At 62.2% G+C, this 17993-nt stretch carries 18 protein-coding genes; 13 read left to right on the plus strand and 5 right to left on the minus strand.

Going from position 1 to position 17993, the window contains the following annotated elements:
• The first annotated feature begins 1 nt into the window (after position 1).
• The 5 genes from OPU96_RS24375 (at position 2) to OPU96_RS24395 (ending at position 5340) form a co-directional block, all read left to right on the plus strand.
• Positions 2-1060, plus strand: coding sequence for an alpha-ketoacid dehydrogenase subunit beta (locus tag OPU96_RS24375; protein WP_498559842.1), 1059 nt, complete (start codon positions 2-4; stop codon positions 1058-1060).
• Positions 1061-2314 carry a dihydrolipoamide acetyltransferase family protein gene (locus tag OPU96_RS24380; protein ID WP_192296707.1) on the plus strand — a complete coding sequence of 418 codons (1254 nt, stop codon included), beginning with the start codon at positions 1061-1063 and terminating at the stop codon, positions 2312-2314.
• A 3-nt stretch (positions 2315-2317) separates the two neighbouring features.
• Positions 2318-3694, plus strand: coding sequence for a dihydrolipoyl dehydrogenase (lpdA, locus tag OPU96_RS24385; RefSeq protein ID WP_498559843.1), 1377 nt, complete (start codon positions 2318-2320; stop codon positions 3692-3694).
• 173 nt (positions 3695-3867) lie between these two features.
• Positions 3868-4887: a branched-chain amino acid aminotransferase gene (locus tag OPU96_RS24390; RefSeq protein ID WP_305391174.1), complete on the plus strand. Its 1020-nt coding sequence runs from the start codon at positions 3868-3870 to the stop codon at positions 4885-4887.
• A 171-nt stretch (positions 4888-5058) separates the two neighbouring features.
• Positions 5059-5340 carry a hypothetical protein gene (locus OPU96_RS24395; protein WP_498559844.1) on the plus strand — a complete coding sequence of 94 codons (282 nt, stop codon included), beginning with the start codon at positions 5059-5061 and terminating at the stop codon, positions 5338-5340.
• Positions 5341-5371: 31 nt separating this feature from the next.
• On the opposite strand, the gene OPU96_RS24400 is transcribed toward OPU96_RS24395, so the two are convergent.
• Entirely contained in the window at positions 5372-6268 is an 897-nt protein-coding gene (locus OPU96_RS24400) for a GNAT family acetyltransferase (protein ID WP_498559845.1), read from the minus strand.
• A 287-nt stretch (positions 6269-6555) separates the two neighbouring features.
• Between OPU96_RS24400 and ctlX the strand changes: the two genes are divergently transcribed.
• From ctlX to OPU96_RS24435, 7 genes are all read left to right on the plus strand, one after another.
• Complete coding sequence (gene ctlX / locus OPU96_RS24405; protein ID WP_226455204.1) at positions 6556-7482, plus strand: citrulline utilization hydrolase CtlX; 927 nt, start codon at positions 6556-6558, stop codon at positions 7480-7482.
• 11 nt (positions 7483-7493) lie between these two features.
• Positions 7494-8537, plus strand: coding sequence for an ornithine cyclodeaminase (gene ocd, locus OPU96_RS24410; protein WP_226455203.1), 1044 nt, complete (start codon positions 7494-7496; stop codon positions 8535-8537).
• A 245-nt stretch (positions 8538-8782) separates the two neighbouring features.
• Complete coding sequence (locus tag OPU96_RS24415) at positions 8783-9562, plus strand: ABC transporter substrate-binding protein (RefSeq protein WP_192296714.1); 780 nt, start codon at positions 8783-8785, stop codon at positions 9560-9562.
• A gap of 138 nt (positions 9563-9700) precedes the next feature.
• Complete coding sequence (locus OPU96_RS24420) at positions 9701-10402, plus strand: ABC transporter permease (RefSeq protein WP_192296715.1); 702 nt, start codon at positions 9701-9703, stop codon at positions 10400-10402.
• Positions 10399-11112 (plus strand): ABC transporter permease, encoded by a 714-nt coding sequence (locus OPU96_RS24425; RefSeq protein WP_192296716.1) that lies wholly within the window; start codon positions 10399-10401, stop codon positions 11110-11112. The genes OPU96_RS24420 and OPU96_RS24425 overlap by 4 nt, the downstream gene beginning before the upstream one ends.
• A gap of 3 nt (positions 11113-11115) precedes the next feature.
• Positions 11116-11946 (plus strand): ABC transporter ATP-binding protein, encoded by an 831-nt coding sequence (locus tag OPU96_RS24430; RefSeq protein WP_225595206.1) that lies wholly within the window; start codon positions 11116-11118, stop codon positions 11944-11946.
• Between the two features lie 5 nt (positions 11947-11951).
• Positions 11952-12449, plus strand: a complete 498-nt coding sequence (locus OPU96_RS24435) for an Lrp/AsnC family transcriptional regulator (protein WP_192296717.1) — start codon at positions 11952-11954, stop codon at positions 12447-12449.
• A gap of 57 nt (positions 12450-12506) precedes the next feature.
• Here OPU96_RS24435 and OPU96_RS24440 read toward each other — a convergent pair whose 3' ends face one another.
• From OPU96_RS24440 to OPU96_RS24455, 4 genes are all read right to left on the minus strand, one after another.
• Positions 12507-13340: a TIGR03915 family putative DNA repair protein gene (locus OPU96_RS24440; protein ID WP_226455202.1), complete on the minus strand. Its 834-nt coding sequence runs from the start codon at positions 13338-13340 to the stop codon at positions 12507-12509.
• On the minus strand, positions 13337-14557 hold the full coding sequence (locus tag OPU96_RS24445; RefSeq protein ID WP_226455201.1) for a putative DNA modification/repair radical SAM protein: 1221 nt from the start codon (positions 14555-14557) through the stop codon (positions 13337-13339). The genes OPU96_RS24440 and OPU96_RS24445 overlap by 4 nt, the downstream gene beginning before the upstream one ends.
• Positions 14558-14623: 66 nt before the next feature.
• Positions 14624-15961, minus strand: coding sequence for a lysine N(6)-hydroxylase/L-ornithine N(5)-oxygenase family protein (locus tag OPU96_RS24450; protein WP_498559846.1), 1338 nt, complete (start codon positions 15959-15961; stop codon positions 14624-14626).
• Positions 15962-16080: 119 nt separating this feature from the next.
• Entirely contained in the window at positions 16081-16563 is a 483-nt protein-coding gene (locus tag OPU96_RS24455; protein WP_192296721.1) for a sigma-70 family RNA polymerase sigma factor, read from the minus strand.
• A 260-nt stretch (positions 16564-16823) separates the two neighbouring features.
• Here OPU96_RS24455 and OPU96_RS24460 point away from each other — a divergent pair, with 260 nt between their 5' ends.
• On the plus strand, positions 16824-17993 hold the full coding sequence (locus tag OPU96_RS24460; protein ID WP_192296722.1) for an efflux RND transporter periplasmic adaptor subunit: 1170 nt from the start codon (positions 16824-16826) through the stop codon (positions 17991-17993).

Raw genomic sequence — 17993 nt, forward strand, 5'->3', positions numbered from 1 at the left:
CATGAACGATCACAACAACAGTATCGAAGTGGAAACCGCGATGACCAGCACCACCATGACCATGATCCAGGCGCTGCGCTCGGCCATGGATGTGATGCTCGAACGTGACGACAACGTGGTGGTGTTCGGCCAGGACGTCGGTTACTTCGGTGGCGTGTTCCGTTGCACCGAAGGTTTGCAGGGCAAGTACGGCAGCTCGCGGGTGTTTGACGCACCGATCTCCGAAAGCGGCATCATCGGCGTCGCAGTGGGCATGGGCGCCTACGGCCTGCGCCCGGTGGCCGAGATCCAGTTCGCCGACTACGTCTATCCCGCCACCGACCAGATCATCTCCGAGGCCGCGCGCCTGCGTTATCGCTCGGCCGGGCAGTTCACCGCGCCGCTGACCATGCGCATGCCCTGCGGCGGCGGCATCTACGGCGGCCAGACCCACAGCCAGAGCATCGAAGCGGTGTTCACCCAGGTCTGCGGCCTGCGCACGGTGATGCCGTCCAACCCCTATGACGCCAAGGGCCTGCTGATCGCCTCGATCGAAAACGACGACCCGGTGATCTTCCTCGAGCCCAAGCGCCTGTACAACGGCCCGTTCGACGGCCACCACGACCGTCCGGTGACGCCGTGGTCGAAACACCCGCAAGCGCAAGTGCCGGACGGTTACTACACCGTGCCGCTGGACGTGGCCGCCATCGTGCGTCCGGGTTCCGCCGTGACCGTGCTGACCTACGGCACCACCGTGTACGTGTCGCAAGTCGCCGCCGAAGAAACCGGCATCGACGCCGAAGTCATCGACCTGCGCAGCCTGTGGCCGCTGGACCTGGAGACCATCGTCAAGTCGGTGAAAAAGACCGGCCGTTGCGTGGTGGTGCACGAAGCCACCCGCACCTGCGGCTTTGGCGCCGAGCTGGTGGCGCTGGTGCAAGAGCATTGCTTCCACCACCTGGAAGCGCCGATCGAACGCGTCACCGGCTGGGACACCCCCTACCCGCACGCGCAAGAGTGGGCGTATTTCCCAGGGCCGTCCCGTGTGGGCGCGGCGTTGAAACGGGTCATGGAGGTCTGAATGGGCACGCACGTAATCAAGATGCCGGACATTGGCGAAGGCATCGCGGAAGTTGAACTGTCGGTGTGGCATGTGAAAGTCGGCGACATGGTGGTTGAAGACCAGGTGCTGGCGGATGTGATGACCGACAAGGCGATGGTGGATATTCCCTCGCCGGTGCACGGCAAGGTGATCGCCCTCGGCGGCGAGCCGGGTGAAGTCATGGCCGTGGGCAGTATCTTGATCAGCATTGAAGTGGAAGGCGCGGGCAATGCCAAGGACGCGCCAGTGATAAAGGAGGCGCCCAAAGCGGCGCCCGTGGCACCTGTGGTAGAAGCCAAGCCCGCGCCGGCTGCCGTTGTCAGCAAACCCGCGCCGGCACCTGTTTGCCGTGCAGCCGACGAACGTCCCCTGGCCTCCCCGGCCGTGCGCAAGCACGCATTGGACGCCGGGATTCAGTTGCGCCTGGTCCAGGGCACGGGCCCGGCCGGGCGAATCCTGCACGAAGACCTCGACGCCTACCTGCAACAAGGCACAGCGAAGGCTTCAGCCACCGCCAACCCTTATGCCGAACGCAACAGCGAAGAGCAGATCCCGGTGATCGGCATGCGCCGCAAGATCGCCCAGCGCATGCAGGACGCTACTCGCCGCGCCGCGCATTTCAGCTACGTGGAAGAAATCGACGTGACCGCCCTCGACGAGCTGCGTGTGCACCTCAACGAAAAACACGGCGCCACACGCGGCAAGCTGACCCTGCTGCCATTCATCGTGCGTGCCATGGTTGTTGCGCTGCGCGATTTCCCGCAGATCAACGCGCGTTACGACGACGAAGCCCAGGTCATCACCCGCCTCGGCGCAGTGCATGTGGGCGTCGCCACCCAGAGCGACGTCGGCCTGATGGTGCCGGTGGTGCGTCACGCTGAAGCCCGCAGCCTGTGGGGCAACGCCGAGGAGATCGCGCGTTTGGCCACCGCCGCGCGCAATGGCAAGGCCAGCCGTGACGAGCTGTCCGGCTCGACGATCACCCTGACCAGCCTGGGCGCGTTGGGCGGCATCGTCAGCACGCCGGTGCTGAACCTGCCGGAAGTGGCCATCGTCGGCGTCAACCGAATCGTCGAGCGGCCGATGGTGATCAAGGGCCAGATCGTGGTGCGCAAAATGATGAACCTCTCCAGCTCCTTCGATCATCGCGTGGTCGATGGCATGGACGCGGCGCAATTCATCCAGGCCATTCGCGGCCTGCTCGAACAACCCGCCAGCCTGTTTTTGGAGTAAGTCATGCAAACGTTGAACACGACGCTGCTGATTATCGGCGGCGGCCCCGGCGGTTATGTGGCGGCGATTCGCGCCGGCCAACTGGGCATCCCGACCATCCTGGTAGAAGGCCAGGCGCTGGGGGGGACTTGCCTGAATATCGGCTGCATCCCGTCCAAGGCCTTGATCCATGTGGCCGAGCAATTCCAGCAAACCGTGCACCTCAGCCAAGGTTCGCCCCTGGGTATCGATGTGGATGTGCCGACGTTGGACATCCGCAAAAGCGTGGCATGGAAGGACGGCATTGTTGACCGCCTGACCACCGGCGTTGCCGCACTGCTCAAAAAACACAAAGTGCAGGTGATCCACGGCTGGGCCAGCGTGGTCGACGGCAAGACCGTCGATGTCGGCGACCAGCGCATCCGCTGCGAACACCTGCTGCTGGCCACCGGCTCGAAAAGCGTCAACCTGCCGATGCTGCCGATTGGCGGGCCGATCATCTCGTCCACCGAAGCCCTGGCACCGACCCGCGTGCCCAAGCGGCTGATCGTGGTGGGTGGCGGTTACATCGGCCTGGAACTGGGGATTGCCTACCGCAAGCTTGGTGCCGAGGTCAGTGTGGTCGAGGCGCAGGATCGTGTCCTGCCGGCCTATGACGCCGAGCTGACGGCGCCGGTAAACGAATCCCTCAAGCAACTGGGGATGAAGCTGTACCTCAAGCACAGCGTCACCGGGTTTGCCGACGGCCGCCTGCAAGTGCGTGACCCGAACGGCGAGACCTTGTCACTGGGCACCGATCAGGTGCTGGTCGCCGTTGGTCGCAAACCCAACACTCAGGGCTGGAACCTTGAGGCGCTGGACCTGGAGATGAACGGCGCCGCGATCAAGATCGACCAGCACTGCCAGACCAGCATGCGCAACGTGTGGGCCATCGGTGATGTAAGCGGCGAGCCGATGCTGGCGCACCGGGCCATGGCCCAGGGCGAAATGGTCGCCGAACTGATCAGCGGCAAGCATCGCGAGTTCACCCCGGCAGCGATCCCGGCGGTGTGTTTTACCGACCCGGAACTGGTGGTGGTCGGCAAGACCCCGGATGAAGCCAAGGCCGCAGGCCTGGACTGCATCGTGTCGAGCTTCCCCTTCGCCGCCAATGGCCGGGCGATGACCCTGGAGTCGAAAACCGGCTTCGTGCGGGTGGTGGCACGTCGCGATAACCACCTGATCGTCGGCTGGCAAGCGGTTGGCGTCGGCGTGTCCGAGCTGTCCACCGCCTTTGGCCTGAGCCTGGAAATGGGCGCGCGCCTGGAGGATGTGGCGGGCACGATCCATGCCCACCCGACCCTGGGCGAGGCCGTGCAGGAAACGGCTTTGAGAGCCTTGGGGCACGCGTTGCACCTGTAGAACCGCAACCCCCTGTGGGAGCGGGCTTGCTCGCGAATGCGGTGGATCAGTCAATAAATCTGCTGACTGACACACCGCATTCGCGAGCAAGCCCGCTCCCACACCAAGCCAAGAATGAAGTATTGTTGCGCCCATTCAGAAAAAAACCGACTTGACCAAAGATAGAGGGTGTCATGGGTAACGAAAGCATCAATTGGGACAAGCTGGGTTTTGACTACATCAAGACCGACAAGCGGTTTCTCCAGGTCTGGAAAAACGGCGAATGGCAAGAAGGCACCCTGACCGACGACAACGTGCTGCACATCAGCGAGGGCTCCACTGCCCTGCACTATGGCCAGCAGTGCTTCGAAGGTCTCAAGGCCTACCGCTGCAAGGACGGTTCGATCAACCTGTTCCGCCCGGACCAGAACGCCGCCCGTATGCAACGCAGCTGCGCCCGCCTGCTGATGCCGCATGTGCCGACCGACGTGTTCATCGACGCCTGCAAACAAGTGGTCGCGGCCAACGAGCGGTTCATCCCGCCGTACGGCAGCGGCGGCGCGCTGTACCTGCGCCCGTTCGTGATCGGCACCGGTGACAACATCGGCGTGCGCACCGCGCCGGAGTTCATCTTCTCGGTGTTCTGCATCCCGGTCGGCGCCTATTTCAAAGGCGGCCTGGTGCCCCACAACTTCCAGATTTCCACCTTCGACCGCGCCGCGCCACAAGGCACCGGTGCCGCCAAGGTCGGTGGCAACTACGCCGCCAGCCTGATGCCAGGTTCGGAAGCGAAGAAAGCCGGTTTCGCCGACGCGATCTACCTGGACCCGATGACCCACTCGAAAATCGAGGAAGTCGGTTCGGCCAACTTCTTCGGGATCACCCACGACAATAAGTTCATCACGCCGAAGTCGCCTTCGGTACTGCCAGGCATCACCCGCCTGTCGCTGATCGAACTGGCCAAGACCCGCCTGGGCCTGGAAGTGGTCGAGGGCGAAGTGTTCATCGACAAGCTGGACCAGTTCAAGGAAGCCGGCGCCTGTGGTACCGCAGCGGTGATCTCGCCGATCGGTGGTATCCAGTACAACGGCAAGCTGCATGTGTTCCACAGCGAGACTGAAGTGGGTCCGATCACCCAGAAACTCTACAAAGAGCTGACCGGCGTGCAGACCGGCGATGTTGAGGCGCCAGAGGGTTGGATCGTCAAGGTCTGAAAATGACCTGATCCTGCTGCTCCAAAAGGCCCATTTACTGCTGAAGGTAAATGGGCCTTTTCATTTCCCTGGATCACTGGACGCCTGAACACCTGTGAGATCTGACAGTAGACGCTAAAAATCATCGAGCCTAATTTGCAACTCTCTAGTTGATAAAACGAGGAGTTACACATGGCCAAGTACGAACTACGTGTTTACGCTGTGGATTTTGAAGGGGACGGCAGTACAGAGATCGTGATGGAGACTTACATTAACGAGGTTCTTGATTGGGCTGTCTTCGCGTCGTCCAGTAAGCAAGACGGCGATTATGATACGGCCTCTTCTCCTAACGACGCCGACGGTGACGGGGACTACGATGATGACGACAAAAAACTGTACTTGGCCGTCGCCAATGCGTTTGCCAAGATGACCGCCTACGCCATCAAGAAACGCAAAAAAAGGACTGGGAAGTAAACCGTACGCGGCATGACCAGTTTGCCTTCGGTCATGCATCTGAAACCTTGATGTTTTCTAAAATCTTCTTGCCCATACTGACCCGCGGCTCTACCCCATATCCCAGGGTTTCATAAAACCCCGTCACCGCCTCATTCCCGCCGGAAATCTGCAGGTTGATCTTCATGCAACCCAGCGCCGTCAACGCCTGTTCCGCATGGCGCACCAGCGAAGAACCCAAGCCATGGCGCCGATAGTCGGCGTGTACCGCCACCGAATACAGCCAGCCGCGATGCCCGTCGTAGCCCGCAAGAATCGTCCCGATCACGATTTTCTGATCTGTGGCCACAAAAAACAGCCCGTCGTTGACCGCCAGCTTCTTATCGATCGCCAGGGTCGGCAGGTTGTGCGCCGTGTCATACCCAAATGCCTCCTGCCACAAAGCCACCACCTGCGCCCGGTGCTGGCGGTCGCGATACGGCCCGATGGGGTGGCGCGACAGCAGCGTCTTTTCCATTACCAGCGTCCGCTCGTTGCCGTGATAGACATCGCGCACGGTGTGAAAACCCAGCTTGGTATAGAACGGCTCGGCCGTCAGTGAAGACGGCACGTTCAATACCGTCACCCCGGCTTCTCGGGCGCGCCGTTCGATCTCACTCATCAACAACCGGCCAATCCCCTGCCCCTGCAGCGCCGGGTTGACGAACACCGAGCGCACCACGTTGGCATCCAGCGCCGCCGTGGCGACGATGACGTCGTCCTGCACCGCCACCAGCACCACCCGGCGCGTCAGCAAGGCCAGTACCGCATCGGGGGTGAAGTTGCTCGCAACCCGGGCGATCACATCTGCCGGGTAATCCTTCGCGTTGCTGCTGTGCAGGGCAGCCAGGATGACCTGGCTGATGCCCTCGGCATCGGCGGGTTGGGCGAGACGAACGGCGGTAGGCATGATTCCTCCTGGCTGACGGCGTTTTAGCAAACGCCACAATACCAATGTGGGAGCGGGCTTGCTCGCGAATGCGGTGGATCAGCCAGCTCATCTGTTACTGACACACCGCATTCGCGAGCAAGCCCGCTCCCACATTTTTGATTGCATTCCACAGCCGGCAGCCGATTCGGTCGCGCCACCTCCCCTTTCAGCTTTCCCGGCTGAGCCGCCCCCTCGTTTCAGCCGGGATTCATCCCGCACAACCCACAAAATAGCCGCACTGCTCAACCTCATGGATTCGTGCACCCATGCAAACCACCAACACCGTCTTGATGATTCGCCCGGCGCGCTTTGCCTTCAACCCGGACACCGCGATCAACAACCGTTTCCAACGCCAGCCCGTCGACCCACTGAGTGCACAGCAGAAAGCGCTGGAAGAGTTCGACGGCTATGTCGACACCCTGCGCCAGCACGGCGTCGAAGTGCTGGTGGTGCAGGACACCCCGGCGCCCCACACCCCCGACTCGATCTTCCCCAACAACTGGTGGAGCAGCCACGCCGACGGCAGCCTGGTGCTGTACCCGATGGAAGGCCAGAACCGCCGACTGGAACGCAACAAAGGCGTGCTGCAAGTGCTGGAACAACGCTTTGCGATCAACAGCACCATCGACCTCAGCCACCTGGAACAACAGAACATCTTTCTCGAAGGCACCGGCAGCATGGTGCTCGACCGTCAGCACCGCATCAGCTACGCCTGCCACTCCGGGCGCACCCATCACGACGCCCTGCGCCAGTTCGCCGAGCGCCTCGACTACCAGCTCTGCGTATTCCACGCCGTCGACCGCCACCACGCGCCGATCTACCACAGCAACGTGATGATGAGCGTCGGCCGCGACCTCTCGGTGGTGTGCCTGCAAGCCCTGCCGGATGCCGACGAACGCCTGGCCCTGGAACGCTCGCTGCGCGACACCGGCAAGGACATCCTCGCCCTCGACTTTGACCAGCTCGAAGCCTTCGCCGGCAACATGCTCGAAGTCCACGACCGCGACGGCCAACCGCTGCTGGTGATGTCGGCCAGCGCCTGGGGTGCCCTGCAACCGGCGCAGCGTGCGCATGTGGAACGCCACACCCGGCCGGTGGTGGTGAATATCGACAACATCGAACGCATCGGCGGCGGCAGTGCCCGCTGCATGCTGGCGGAAGTGCACCTGCCAGCCCGTCCCTCATTTCAATAAGGAGTCTTGCCATGACCCGTTACATCGACGTCAACGACCTCAGCTACCTGGTGTCGCAAAAAGGCCTGCAAACCTGCATCAGCGAGATGGCCGAGTACATCCGCGCCGACTACCTGCGCTGGCAGGACTTCGAAAAGTGTGCACGCCTGGCCAACCATTCGCCGGACGGTGTGATCGAGTTGATGCCGGTGTCGGATGCCTCGCTGTACGCCTTCAAGTACGTCAACGGCCACCCGAAAAACACCCAGGCCGGCATGCTCACCGTGATGGCCTTCGGCGCCCTGGGCGATGTAGACACTGGCAAACCGGTGCTGCTGGCGGAAATGACCCTGACCACCGCGATCCGCACCGCCGCCACGTCGGCGCTGGTGGCGCGCTACCTGGCACGGGACAACAGCCGCAGCATGGCACTGATCGGCAACGGCTCGCAGAGTGAATTCCAGGCCCTGGCCTTCCACGCCATGCTCGGCATCAATGAAATCCGCCTGTTCGACATCGACGCCAAGGCCACCGCCAAGCTGGCGGCCAACCTCAAGGCGTTCCCGGCAATCAAGGTGATCCTGGCCAGCAGCGTGGCTGACGCAGTGAAAGGCGCGGACATCGTCACCACTGTCACTGCCGACAAGGCCTACGCGACCATCCTGACCGACGACATGATCGAACCGGGCATGCACCTCAACGCCGTCGGCGGTGACTGCCCCGGCAAGACCGAGCTGGACCGACGTATCGTCGAGCGTGCCCGCGTGATCGTCGAGTACGAGCCGCAAAGCCGTATCGAAGGTGAAATCCAGCACATGCCGGAAGATTCGCCGGTGACCGAGCTGTGGCAAGTGATCAACGGGCAAAAACCTGGCCGCGAAAACCCACGCCAGGTCACTTTGTTCGACTCGGTGGGTTTTGCCATCGAAGACTACTCGGCGCTGCGCTACGTGCTGGATGTGGCCACAGCCCTGGACGTGGGCAGCACCCTTGAACTGGTGCCGGACCTGGCCGACCCGAAAGACCTGTTTGCGCGTCTGGCCCAGCCGGTCGCACAGCAGAAAAAGCGCGCCTGAGACCGCTCTGGCCTGCCGCTTTGCACCGAGGGCGGGCCAGTTTTTAAGGGATGAAAAGCCGATTCAGCGGGTGTCACAGCCGATTCCGCTGCATTGCCTGTTTTAACAGCGCAATTCGCGCTTTATGCGAGGGGTAAACGACACAAAAAACGCACCACCTTGAAGCATTCTCTCCGCCAACAAGAACGATTTGTTTCAACTCATTTACTGCCCTGACATCAATTACAAAATATAGGGACTACACCATGACTCCACTGCGATCACTCTTCGCTGCGTTGCTGTTGCCACTGTGCGCCACCGCCGCCCACGCCCAGGAGTGGAAAGAAATCCGCTTCGGCGTCTTCCCCGAATACCCGCCCTTCGAATCCGTGGCCGCCGACGGCAGCCTGCAAGGTTTCGACATCGATCTGGGCAACGCCATCTGCGCCAAGCTCGAAGTCAAATGCACCTGGGTGCACAACGAATTCGACGGCATGATCCCGGCCCTGCGTGCGCGCAAGTTCGACGCCATCATGTCGTCCATGGCCGTGACCCCGGCCCGCGAAAAAATCATCGACTTCACTGACCGCCTGTTCCTCAGCCCGACCTCGGTGATCACCCGCAAGAGCGCCGACTTCGGCGACACCCCCGAGTCGTTGAAAGGCAAGCAAGTCGGCGTGCTGCAAGGTTCGCTGCAAGAGGCCTACGCCCGTGCACACCTGGCCAAGCTCGGCGCGCAGATCAAGGCGTATCAGTCCCAGGACCAGAACTACGCCGACCTGCAGAACGGCCGCCTTGATGCGACCCTGACCGACAAGCTCGAAGCCCAACTCAACTTCCTGTCCAAGCCGGAAGGCGCCGACTTCAAGACCGGCCCGGCGTTCAAAGACCCCACCCTGCCGCTGGACATCGCCATGGGCCTGCGCAAGAACGACCAGGAATTGCGCGCGCTGATCAACAAAGGCATCGCGGCGGTGCAAGCGGATGGCACCTACGCACAGATCCAGAAGAAATACTTCGGCGATCAGGACATCTACAACGAGTAAGCCAACACCGACCCTGTGGGAGCGGGCTTGCTCGCGAAGGCGATGTGCCAGACACACATCCAGTGACTGACACTCCGTCTTCGCGAGCAAGCCCGCTCCCACAGGGGGATATCTGTGCCCTTCAGAGATACTCCCTCCATGAACGAATTCCTAAACTTGCAAGGCTACGGCCCCATGCTCGCCCAAGGCGCGTGGATGACGCTCAAGCTGGCGTTCCTCGCCCTGGCCCTCAGCCTCGTCCTGGGCCTGATCGCCGCTGGTGCCAAGCTGTCCAGCGTCAGATGGCTACGGGTGCCGGCCACGCTGTACACCACGCTGATCCGCAGCGTGCCGGACCTGGTGCTGATCCTGCTGATCTTCTACAGCCTGCAACTGTGGCTCAACGACCTGAGCGAAATGGCCGGCTGGGATTACTTTGAAATCGACCCGTTTACCGCCGGGGTGGTGACCCTGGGCTTTATCTACGGCGCGTATTTCACCGAGAACTTCCGCGGCGCGATCCTCAGCGTACCAGTCGGCCAACTGGAAGCGGCCACCGCCTACGGCCTGAGTCGCTGGCAGCGCTTCCATCTGGTGCTGTTCCCGCAACTGATGCGCTTTGCCCTGCCGGGCCTGGGCAATAACTGGCTGGTGCTGCTCAAGTCCACCGCGCTGGTGTCGATCATCGGCCTGTCGGATCTGGTCAAGGCCGCGCAAAACGCCGGCAAGACCACCAACGAGCCGTTGTATTTCCTGATCCTCGCGGGCCTGGTCTATCTGGTGATCACCACCCTGTCCAACCGCATCTTCAAGCGCCTCGAACGGCGCTACAACCTCGGCATCAAGGGGATGGCGCGATGATCGAACTGTTCCAGCAATACGGCCTGGCCTACCTGTTCAGCGATGGCGCGGGGTTGTCCGGCGTGGCCATGACCCTGTGGTTGTTCATCATCTCGGTGGTGTTCGGCTTTTGCCTGTCGATCCCCCTGGCGCTCGCGCGGGTCTCGGAGCACTTCTGGCTGCGCTGGCCGGTGGAGGTCTACACCTACCTGTTCCGCGGTACGCCGCTGTATATCCAACTGCTGATTTGCTACACCGGGCTGTACAGCCTGGAGGTGGTGCAGGACAACGCCCTGCTCAACCAGTTTTTCCGCAATGCGCTGAACTGCACCCTGCTGGCGTTTGTGCTGAACACCTGCGCCTACACCGTGGAAATCTTCGCCGGGGCAATCCGCAATATTCCTCACGGCGAAATCGAAGCGGCCCGCGCCTACGGCCTGCACGGCTGGCGGCTGAACCTGTTCGTGGTGGTGCCAGCGGCCCTGCGCCGCGCATTGCCGGCCTACAGCAATGAAATGATCCTGATGCTGCACGCCACTTCCCTGGCGTTTACCGCCACCGTCGCCGACATCCTCAAGGTGGCCCGCGACGCCAATGCCGAGACGTTCCTCACGTTCCAGGCCTTTGGCATCGCCGCCCTGCTCTACATGCTGCTGTCCTTTGCACTGGTGGGCCTGTTCCGACTGGCCGAACGTCGCTGGATGCGTTTTCTTGTTCCTACCCGAGGCTAACCCATGAATCAGTCCGCGCAGGCCCTGGCCGCATACCCTCTGGATGTACCCGTGGCCAAAGCCGCCACCGCCGCCGTCAAGCTGCAAGTCGAAGGCATCCACAAACGCTATGGCGAACACGAGGTGCTCAAGGGCGTGTCCCTCAACGCCCGCAACGGCGACGTGATCAGCCTGATCGGCGCCAGCGGCTCGGGTAAAAGTACGATGCTGCGCTGCATCAACTTTCTCGAACAACCCGACGCCGGGGTCATCACGCTCGACGGCATCAGCATCGAAATGCAGCAAGGTCGCGCCGGCACCCGCGCGCCGCACCAGGCCCAACTGCAAAACCTGCGCACGCGCCTGGCCATGGTGTTCCAGCACTTCAACCTGTGGAGCCACATGACCGTGCTGGAAAACATCACCATGGCCCCGCGCCGGGTGCTGGGCGTCAGCGCCGCCGAGGCGGAAAAACGCGCGCGGATGTACCTGGACAAGGTCGGCCTGCCGGGCCGCGTGGCCGATCAGTACCCAGCCTTCCTGTCGGGCGGCCAGCAACAACGCGTGGCGATTGCCCGCGCCCTGGCCATGGAGCCGGAGATCATCCTGTTCGATGAACCCACCTCGGCCCTCGACCCGGAACTTGTAGGAGAAGTCCTCAAAGTCATACAGACGTTGGCTGAGGAAGGTCGTACCATGCTGATGGTCACCCACGAAATGGGCTTTGCCCGCCAGGTGTCCAGCCAAGTGCTGTTCTTGCACCAGGGCCGTGTCGAGGAACAAGGCGGCGCCGAGATCCTTGACCACCCCAAGAGCGAACGCTTGCAGCAATTTCTTTCCAACCGTTTGAAGTGAAACCCATGGATACCAAGGCCAACGGACCCCATACCTCCCCTGCGCTGGATCGCATCGATGAAGCCATCATCGAAGTGCTGCGTCACCAGGGGCGCATCACCTACGAAAAGCTCTCGTCGCTGGTGCACCTCACGCCCAGGCCCTGCCTGGAACGGGTGCGCAAGCTGGAGCGACGCGGGGTGATTCGCGGGTACGGGGCGATCATCGATGTGCAGATGGTCTCGCCGGGGCTGTCACTGCTGGTGCTGGTGGCCTTGTCCAACCAAAGCGGGCGCTCGGCGCAGAAGGCGTTTGAAGCTTGCGTGAAAAACTGCCCGCAGGTATTCGAATGCCAGCTGATCAGCGGGCCGTTCGACTACAGCCTGCGCATGCGCTGCCGGGACATGGAGCATTACCGGGTGCTGACGGAGACCTGGTTGAACAATGACGAGTTGCATATCGATAAGTTGGTGGCGCATCCGGAGTTGGCCGTCGTCAAGAACACCGCTACAGAGCTGACCTGAAAGGCAACTCACCAAACACTGCATAACCCTTGTGGGAGCAAGCCCGCTCCCACCTTTTTATGCGTGCCCGCTTGAGATTCGTTTACCGGGTTTGGCGCCAATCAGTTTGGCCTGCCCGTCCTTCTGCTTGCCCGTGCGCGCTTCGCTGATCAACCCCGGGATCAACTTGCCCTCCGGCAGGTTCTTCCAGAACCGACTGGGCAAATGCCCCTCCATCACCTTGGGGTTCAAGCGCGCCGGATTGAAGATGTGGCTGTAGTAGGTCAACCACATCTCACTGTGGGGGTCCTCGACATTCTGCGCCAACTGCCGCCACGCCTCGGGGCATTCACGCTGGTGGATCAGTTGCTCGCCGTCGTAATACACCCCGTCCAAAGGCGTGGCGATCATCCAGCGATGGCGCCCCATGCGCCCGACAAAATGCTGGCTGGCAGTTTTCAAGATGTCGTGTGCCGGTTCATGCCACGCCACGTACTCCGGTAATTCGGGCCCTGCCCCGGCCGGCAGCGCAACAAAGCGCACAAACGCATGCAAGTGGTGCGCCTCTCGGCTGACCTGTTTGATCCGCCGCTGCAACTCGCTGCCCAATTTGTCCCCCGCCAGCATCGCCGTGCGGTCGCCATGACTCACGCGCCATAACACTTCATACAACAGGCTCCAACGCTGCTCGCCGTGATAGCAGGCGGCCGACTCGAGCAATTCGAGCAGCGCCTTGGGCACCCGCGTCTGGAACGGACCAAGCCCTGCGGGGATCGGCTCGTCAGTGGCAAACAGGTCGGCCACCTCGGCTTCGCCCCAGCTTACCTGGCTGGGATCGACCTGATGGCTGAGCAGCCAGCGCGCCTGGTCGCGCCAGGTGCTGAACAGGTTGTCGCATTCCAGGCTGATCATCCCCACAAGCCCATTTGCTGCGGCTGCGGACGATCACGCAATTGCTCGCGCAGCAGCACGCTGGTGCTGTCGGCCTGTTGCGGGTGGTAGTCGCTGGTGATGAAAAACGGCTTGGCCTTGGCTAGCACGCAGCGCATGCGTGCGAGGTCTTCGAAGCGGATCTTGCGTTCACGGCGCAGGTCCACCAGCCGTTGGGTGGTGCGCAGGCCAATGCCGGGAATGCGTGCGATCAAGGTCGGTTCGGCGCGGTTGAGGTCCAGGGGGAAGACGTCGCGGTTTTCCAGGGCCCAGGCCAGCTTGGGATCAATATCCAGGGCCAGGTGACCGGGCCCCTTGAACAGTTCGTTGGCGTTGAAGCCGTAGCTGCGCAGCAGGAAATCGGCTTGATACAAGCGGTGCTCGCGCATCAGCGGTGGCGCGGCCAGGGGTACGCTTTTCGGGCTGTTGGGGATGGGGCTGAACGCCGAGTAGTACACGCGGCGCAGCTTGAAGCTGCCGTACAACGCCTCGGCTCCATGCAGGATGGTGCTGTCGTCGGTGTCGTCGGCGCCGACGATCAACTGCGTGCTCTGCCCCGCTGGCGCGAAACGCGGCGCGCGCGGCTCGTTGAATACGGTCTGCTCGCCGGTGTAGATGGTCTGCATGGCCTGCTTGATCGACACGATCTTCTTTTCCGGCGCCAGGGTCTGCAGGCTGGCTTCGGTGGGCAACTCGATGTTCACGCTCAGCCGGTCGGCATAGCGCCCGGCCTCGGCGATCAGCGCCGGGTCGGCATCGGGAATGGTCTTGAGGTGGATGTAGCCGCGGAAGTCATGCTCCTCGCGCAGCAGTTTGGCGACGCGTACCAACTGTTCCATGGTGTAGTCGGAGGAACGGATGATGCCGGAGCTGAGAAACAGCCCGCTGACGCAATTGCGCCGGTAGAAATCCAGGGTGAGGGTCACCACCTCCTCCGGGCTGAAGCGTGCGCGGGGCACGTCGCTGGAGCGGCGGTTGACGCAGTATTGGCAGTCGTAGAGGCAGAAGTTGGTGAGCAACACCTTGAGCAGCGAGACGCAGCGCCCGTCCGGTGTGTAGCTGTGGCAGATGCCCATGCCGTCGGTGGAGCCCAGCCCGACCTTGCCCTCGGAACTGCGCTTGGGCGCGCCGCTGCTGGCGCAGGAAGCGTCGTACTTGGCGGCGTCGGCGAGGATGCTGAGTTTTTCGATCAACTGCATGGAAGGCTACCGATACTGGTTTTTTGTACAGTATCAGCAGCCCCCCTATGTCACAAGTGCAGCCTGTCAGCTCGCGGTAGCGAGCAGCAGGTCCTTCACCGAACGCTCATGGCCACGGCTGCGGTCGTTTTCGTGCAACGACGCGGCAATTTCATCGGCACGGATCGGCAGTACCGACAGCAGCGTGTCGCTCAAACCATGGCTGGCCTGGCTGAAGCCCTGGATATAAATGCCGGCCTTGCAGCGCTCGTCGGTGACGATGCGGTAATCGCGGGCCACTTCGAAGTCGCCCATGTAGGCTTCCAGCGGTGCCAGCAAGGCGCGATGGGTCTGGCGCTCGTAGCCGGTGGCGAGGATCACTGCATCGTAGTGGTTGACGCAGGTTTCGCCGTTGGCGTTGTTGCGCAGCACCAGTTCAATACCCAGCGGGCCAGGCGTGGCTTTCTCGACCACGGTCATGGTGCGGAACGCCTGGCGCGCGATACCAGAGACTTTCTGGCGGTAGAAGATGCCGTAGATGCGCTCGATCAGATCCAGGTCCACCACCGAATAGTTGGTGTTCTGGTACTCGGCGACCAGGCGTTCGCGCTCCTCGCCCACCTGCTGAAACACCAGGTCGGTGAACGCCGGCGAGAACACTTCGTTGACGAACGGGCTGTCATCCGCCGGCTTGAGCGCCGAACCGCGCAGGATCATGTCGACTTGCACCGACGGGAAGCCGTCGTTGAGGTCGATAAACGCCTCGGCCGCGCTCTGGCCACCGCCGATGATCGCGATACGCATCGCCTTACCGTCGATGCAGGGCTGCTGGGCCATGCGCTCCAGGTACTGGGAATGGTGGAACACCCGGCCGTCACCCTTGAGCGCCTTGAACGCCTCGGGAATACGCGGCGTGCCCCCGGCGCTGACCACCACCGAACGGGTGGTACGCACATGCTGCTCGCCCACTGCGTCGCGGGAGATCACGCGCAACGCTTCAACCTGCTGTTGATGCAGGATCGGCTCGATGGCCAGCACTTCCTCGCCGTAGCGCGCCTGGCTCTGGAACTGCCCGGCGACCCAGCGCAGGTAGTCGTTGTATTCCATGCGGCACGGATAAAAGGTGCCCAGGTTGATGAAATCCACCAGGCGCCCGTGGGTTTTCAGGTAATTGACGAAGGAATAAGGGCTGGTGGGGTTGCGCAGGGTCACCAGGTCCTTGAGGAAAGAAATCTGCAGCTCGCTCTGGGTCACCAGGGTATTGCCGTGCCAGCGGTAGTCCGCCTGCTTGTCGAGAAACAGCACGTCGAGTTTGCCCTGGGCTTTTTCGCGCTCCTGCAGGGCGATGGCCAGCGCCAGGTTCGAAGGGCCGAAACCGATACCGATCAGGTCGTGAACCGCGGGCGAAGCAATTGCCTGTGTCATTCCAGTGTCCTCTGGATAAGCCCCTTGGCGGTGGGGCGGGAATACCTTCAAGACCTGCACAACAGGTCGTGTGTTGATAGGAAACGAGGACAGTGAAATAAAATTTAACCGATCAGCGCTCAGTGTGCGTCCCACTCGCGCATCCGTACCCGGCAGTGCTTCATCGCGTTGACGATGTGTTTTTCCACGAGGCTGCGGGAAATCCCCAGGCGCTCAGCAATTTGCGGGTGGGACAGGCCGTCGAGCTTGCGCAGCAGGAAGCTGTCGCGGCAGGCCTTGGGCAGTTCCGCCAGGGCCCGCTCCACCATCGCCAGACGCTGCTCGTGGGCGTGGCTGGCGTGGGGCGATGAGTTGGCGAAGCGCCCTTCGGTGTCCAGCACTTCCAGCGGTTCGACCTGGCGCAACGCGTTGCGGCGGTGCCCGTCGATCACCAGGTTCAGCGCCGTGCGGTACAAAAACGCGCGTGGCTGGTCGATCGGCGTGTCGCTGGAGCGCTCCAGCACCCGGACATAAGCGTCATGCACCACATCCTCGGCCACCTGTCGGTTGCCCAGCTTGGCGTTGAGGAAACACACCAGCTCGCGATAGTAGTTTTCCAACATGACTCCCGACCGCCGGAAGAGGCGGCATCCGTTCCTTGTGCACTGTAAGAAAAGATACCCAAACGATGATGGCAGTTTGGGTGCGTGCAATTTATAGTAATTCTCATCTACTTTTAAAGAAGTGTTGTACCAACGGACGTTTTTTTTAACCCATGGAGCTGTAACCGCTTGTGTAACCGCCTAAATCCCCGCGCAACCCCCTCGTTTAACAGTCAGCTCTGCGCAACTGCGCCCCGAACTTCCCTGGCTGGAACCAAAGCATGAAACGCTCTCGACCCGCCCGACGCGCGCTGCTTGTTGTCGCGTGCCTGATCCCCGTCATCGGCGTTGCCGCCTGGCAAGTGCTGCCCTCGGACCGCGACGCCCTCGCCACCGTCACCGTGACCCGCGGCAATATCGAAAACAGCGTCACCGCCCTCGGCACCCTGCAACCGCGCCGCTATGTGGACGTCGGCGCCCAGGCGTCGGGGCAGATCCAGAAGATCCACGTCGAAGCCGGCGACCACGTCAAGGCAGGCCAACTGCTGGTGGAAATCGACCCGTCGACGCAAAAAGCCAAGCTTGACGCCAGCCGCTACGGCATCCAGAACCTCAAGGCGCAGTTGCAGGAACAGCAGGCCCAACTGGCACTGGCGCAGCAGAAATACCAGCGCCAGCAACGTCTGACGGCCGGCAACGCCACCCGCGAAGAAGACGTGCAAACCGCCAAGGCCGAGCTGAGCGCCACCCAGGCGCGGGTGGCGATGTTCCAGGCGCAGATCCTCCAGGCCCAGGCCAGCCTGCGCAGCGACGAAGCGGAGCTGGGCTACACGCGCATCTATGCGCCGATGGACGGCACCGTCGTCGCGGTAGACGCCCGCGTCGGCCAGACCCTCAACGCGCAACAACAGACCCCGCTGATCCTGCGCATCGCCAAGCTGTCGCCGATGACCGTGTGGGCGGAAGTCTCGGAGGCCGACATTGGCCACGTCAAACCGGGGATGACTGCGTATTTCACCACCCTCAGCGGCGGCAACCGGCGCTGGACCAGCACCGTGCGGCAGATCCTGCCGATCCCGCCCAAGCCGCTGAACGAAACCCAGGGCAGTGGCAGCCCCAGCAGTTCCAACAAGAGCGGCAGCGGCCGCGTGGTGCTGTACACCGTGCTGCTGGACGTGGACAACAGCGACCACGCGCTGATGGCCGAGATGACCACCCAGGTGTTTTTTGTCGCCAGCCAGGTCAAGGATGCCCTCACCGCCCCCGTCGCCGCGCTGCAGGGTACAGCGAACGCCGATAAACAGATCGCTCGTGTGGTCGCCAAGAACGGCCGCATCGAGGAACGCGAAGTGCGCCTGGGTATCAGCGACCGCCTGCGCGTCGAAGTGCTCGACGGCTTGAACGAAGGCGATCACCTGCTGATCGGCCCAGCCGACGGCAACGGGGGTTGA

The sequence above is a fragment of the Pseudomonas sp. RP-B7 genome (assembly GCF_059803535.1).

Coding starts and splice junctions, on each gene's coding strand:
- lpdA (WP_498559843.1), top strand. CDS start 2,318: ATGCAAACGTTGAACACGACGCTGCTGATTATCGGCGGCGGCCCCGGC.
- OPU96_RS24420 (WP_192296715.1), top strand. CDS start 9,701: ATGAACGAATTCCTAAACTTGCAAGGCTACGGCCCCATGCTCGCCCAA.
- OPU96_RS24415 (WP_192296714.1), top strand. CDS start 8,783: ATGACTCCACTGCGATCACTCTTCGCTGCGTTGCTGTTGCCACTGTGC.
- OPU96_RS24445 (WP_226455201.1), bottom strand. CDS start 14,557: ATGCAGTTGATCGAAAAACTCAGCATCCTCGCCGACGCCGCCAAGTAC.
- OPU96_RS24450 (WP_498559846.1), bottom strand. CDS start 15,961: ATGACACAGGCAATTGCTTCGCCCGCGGTTCACGACCTGATCGGTATC.
- OPU96_RS24435 (WP_192296717.1), top strand. CDS start 11,952: ATGGATACCAAGGCCAACGGACCCCATACCTCCCCTGCGCTGGATCGC.
- OPU96_RS24455 (WP_192296721.1), bottom strand. CDS start 16,563: ATGTTGGAAAACTACTATCGCGAGCTGGTGTGTTTCCTCAACGCCAAG.
- OPU96_RS24395 (WP_498559844.1), top strand. CDS start 5,059: ATGGCCAAGTACGAACTACGTGTTTACGCTGTGGATTTTGAAGGGGAC.
- ocd (WP_226455203.1), top strand. CDS start 7,494: ATGACCCGTTACATCGACGTCAACGACCTCAGCTACCTGGTGTCGCAA.
- OPU96_RS24440 (WP_226455202.1), bottom strand. CDS start 13,340: ATGATCAGCCTGGAATGCGACAACCTGTTCAGCACCTGGCGCGACCAG.
- OPU96_RS24380 (WP_192296707.1), top strand. CDS start 1,061: ATGGGCACGCACGTAATCAAGATGCCGGACATTGGCGAAGGCATCGCG.
- OPU96_RS24425 (WP_192296716.1), top strand. CDS start 10,399: ATGATCGAACTGTTCCAGCAATACGGCCTGGCCTACCTGTTCAGCGAT.
- OPU96_RS24375 (WP_498559842.1), top strand. CDS start 2: ATGAACGATCACAACAACAGTATCGAAGTGGAAACCGCGATGACCAGC.
- OPU96_RS24430 (WP_225595206.1), top strand. CDS start 11,116: ATGAATCAGTCCGCGCAGGCCCTGGCCGCATACCCTCTGGATGTACCC.
- ctlX (WP_226455204.1), top strand. CDS start 6,556: ATGCAAACCACCAACACCGTCTTGATGATTCGCCCGGCGCGCTTTGCC.
- OPU96_RS24460 (WP_192296722.1), top strand. CDS start 16,824: ATGAAACGCTCTCGACCCGCCCGACGCGCGCTGCTTGTTGTCGCGTGC.
- OPU96_RS24390 (WP_305391174.1), top strand. CDS start 3,868: ATGGGTAACGAAAGCATCAATTGGGACAAGCTGGGTTTTGACTACATC.
- OPU96_RS24400 (WP_498559845.1), bottom strand. CDS start 6,268: ATGCCTACCGCCGTTCGTCTCGCCCAACCCGCCGATGCCGAGGGCATC.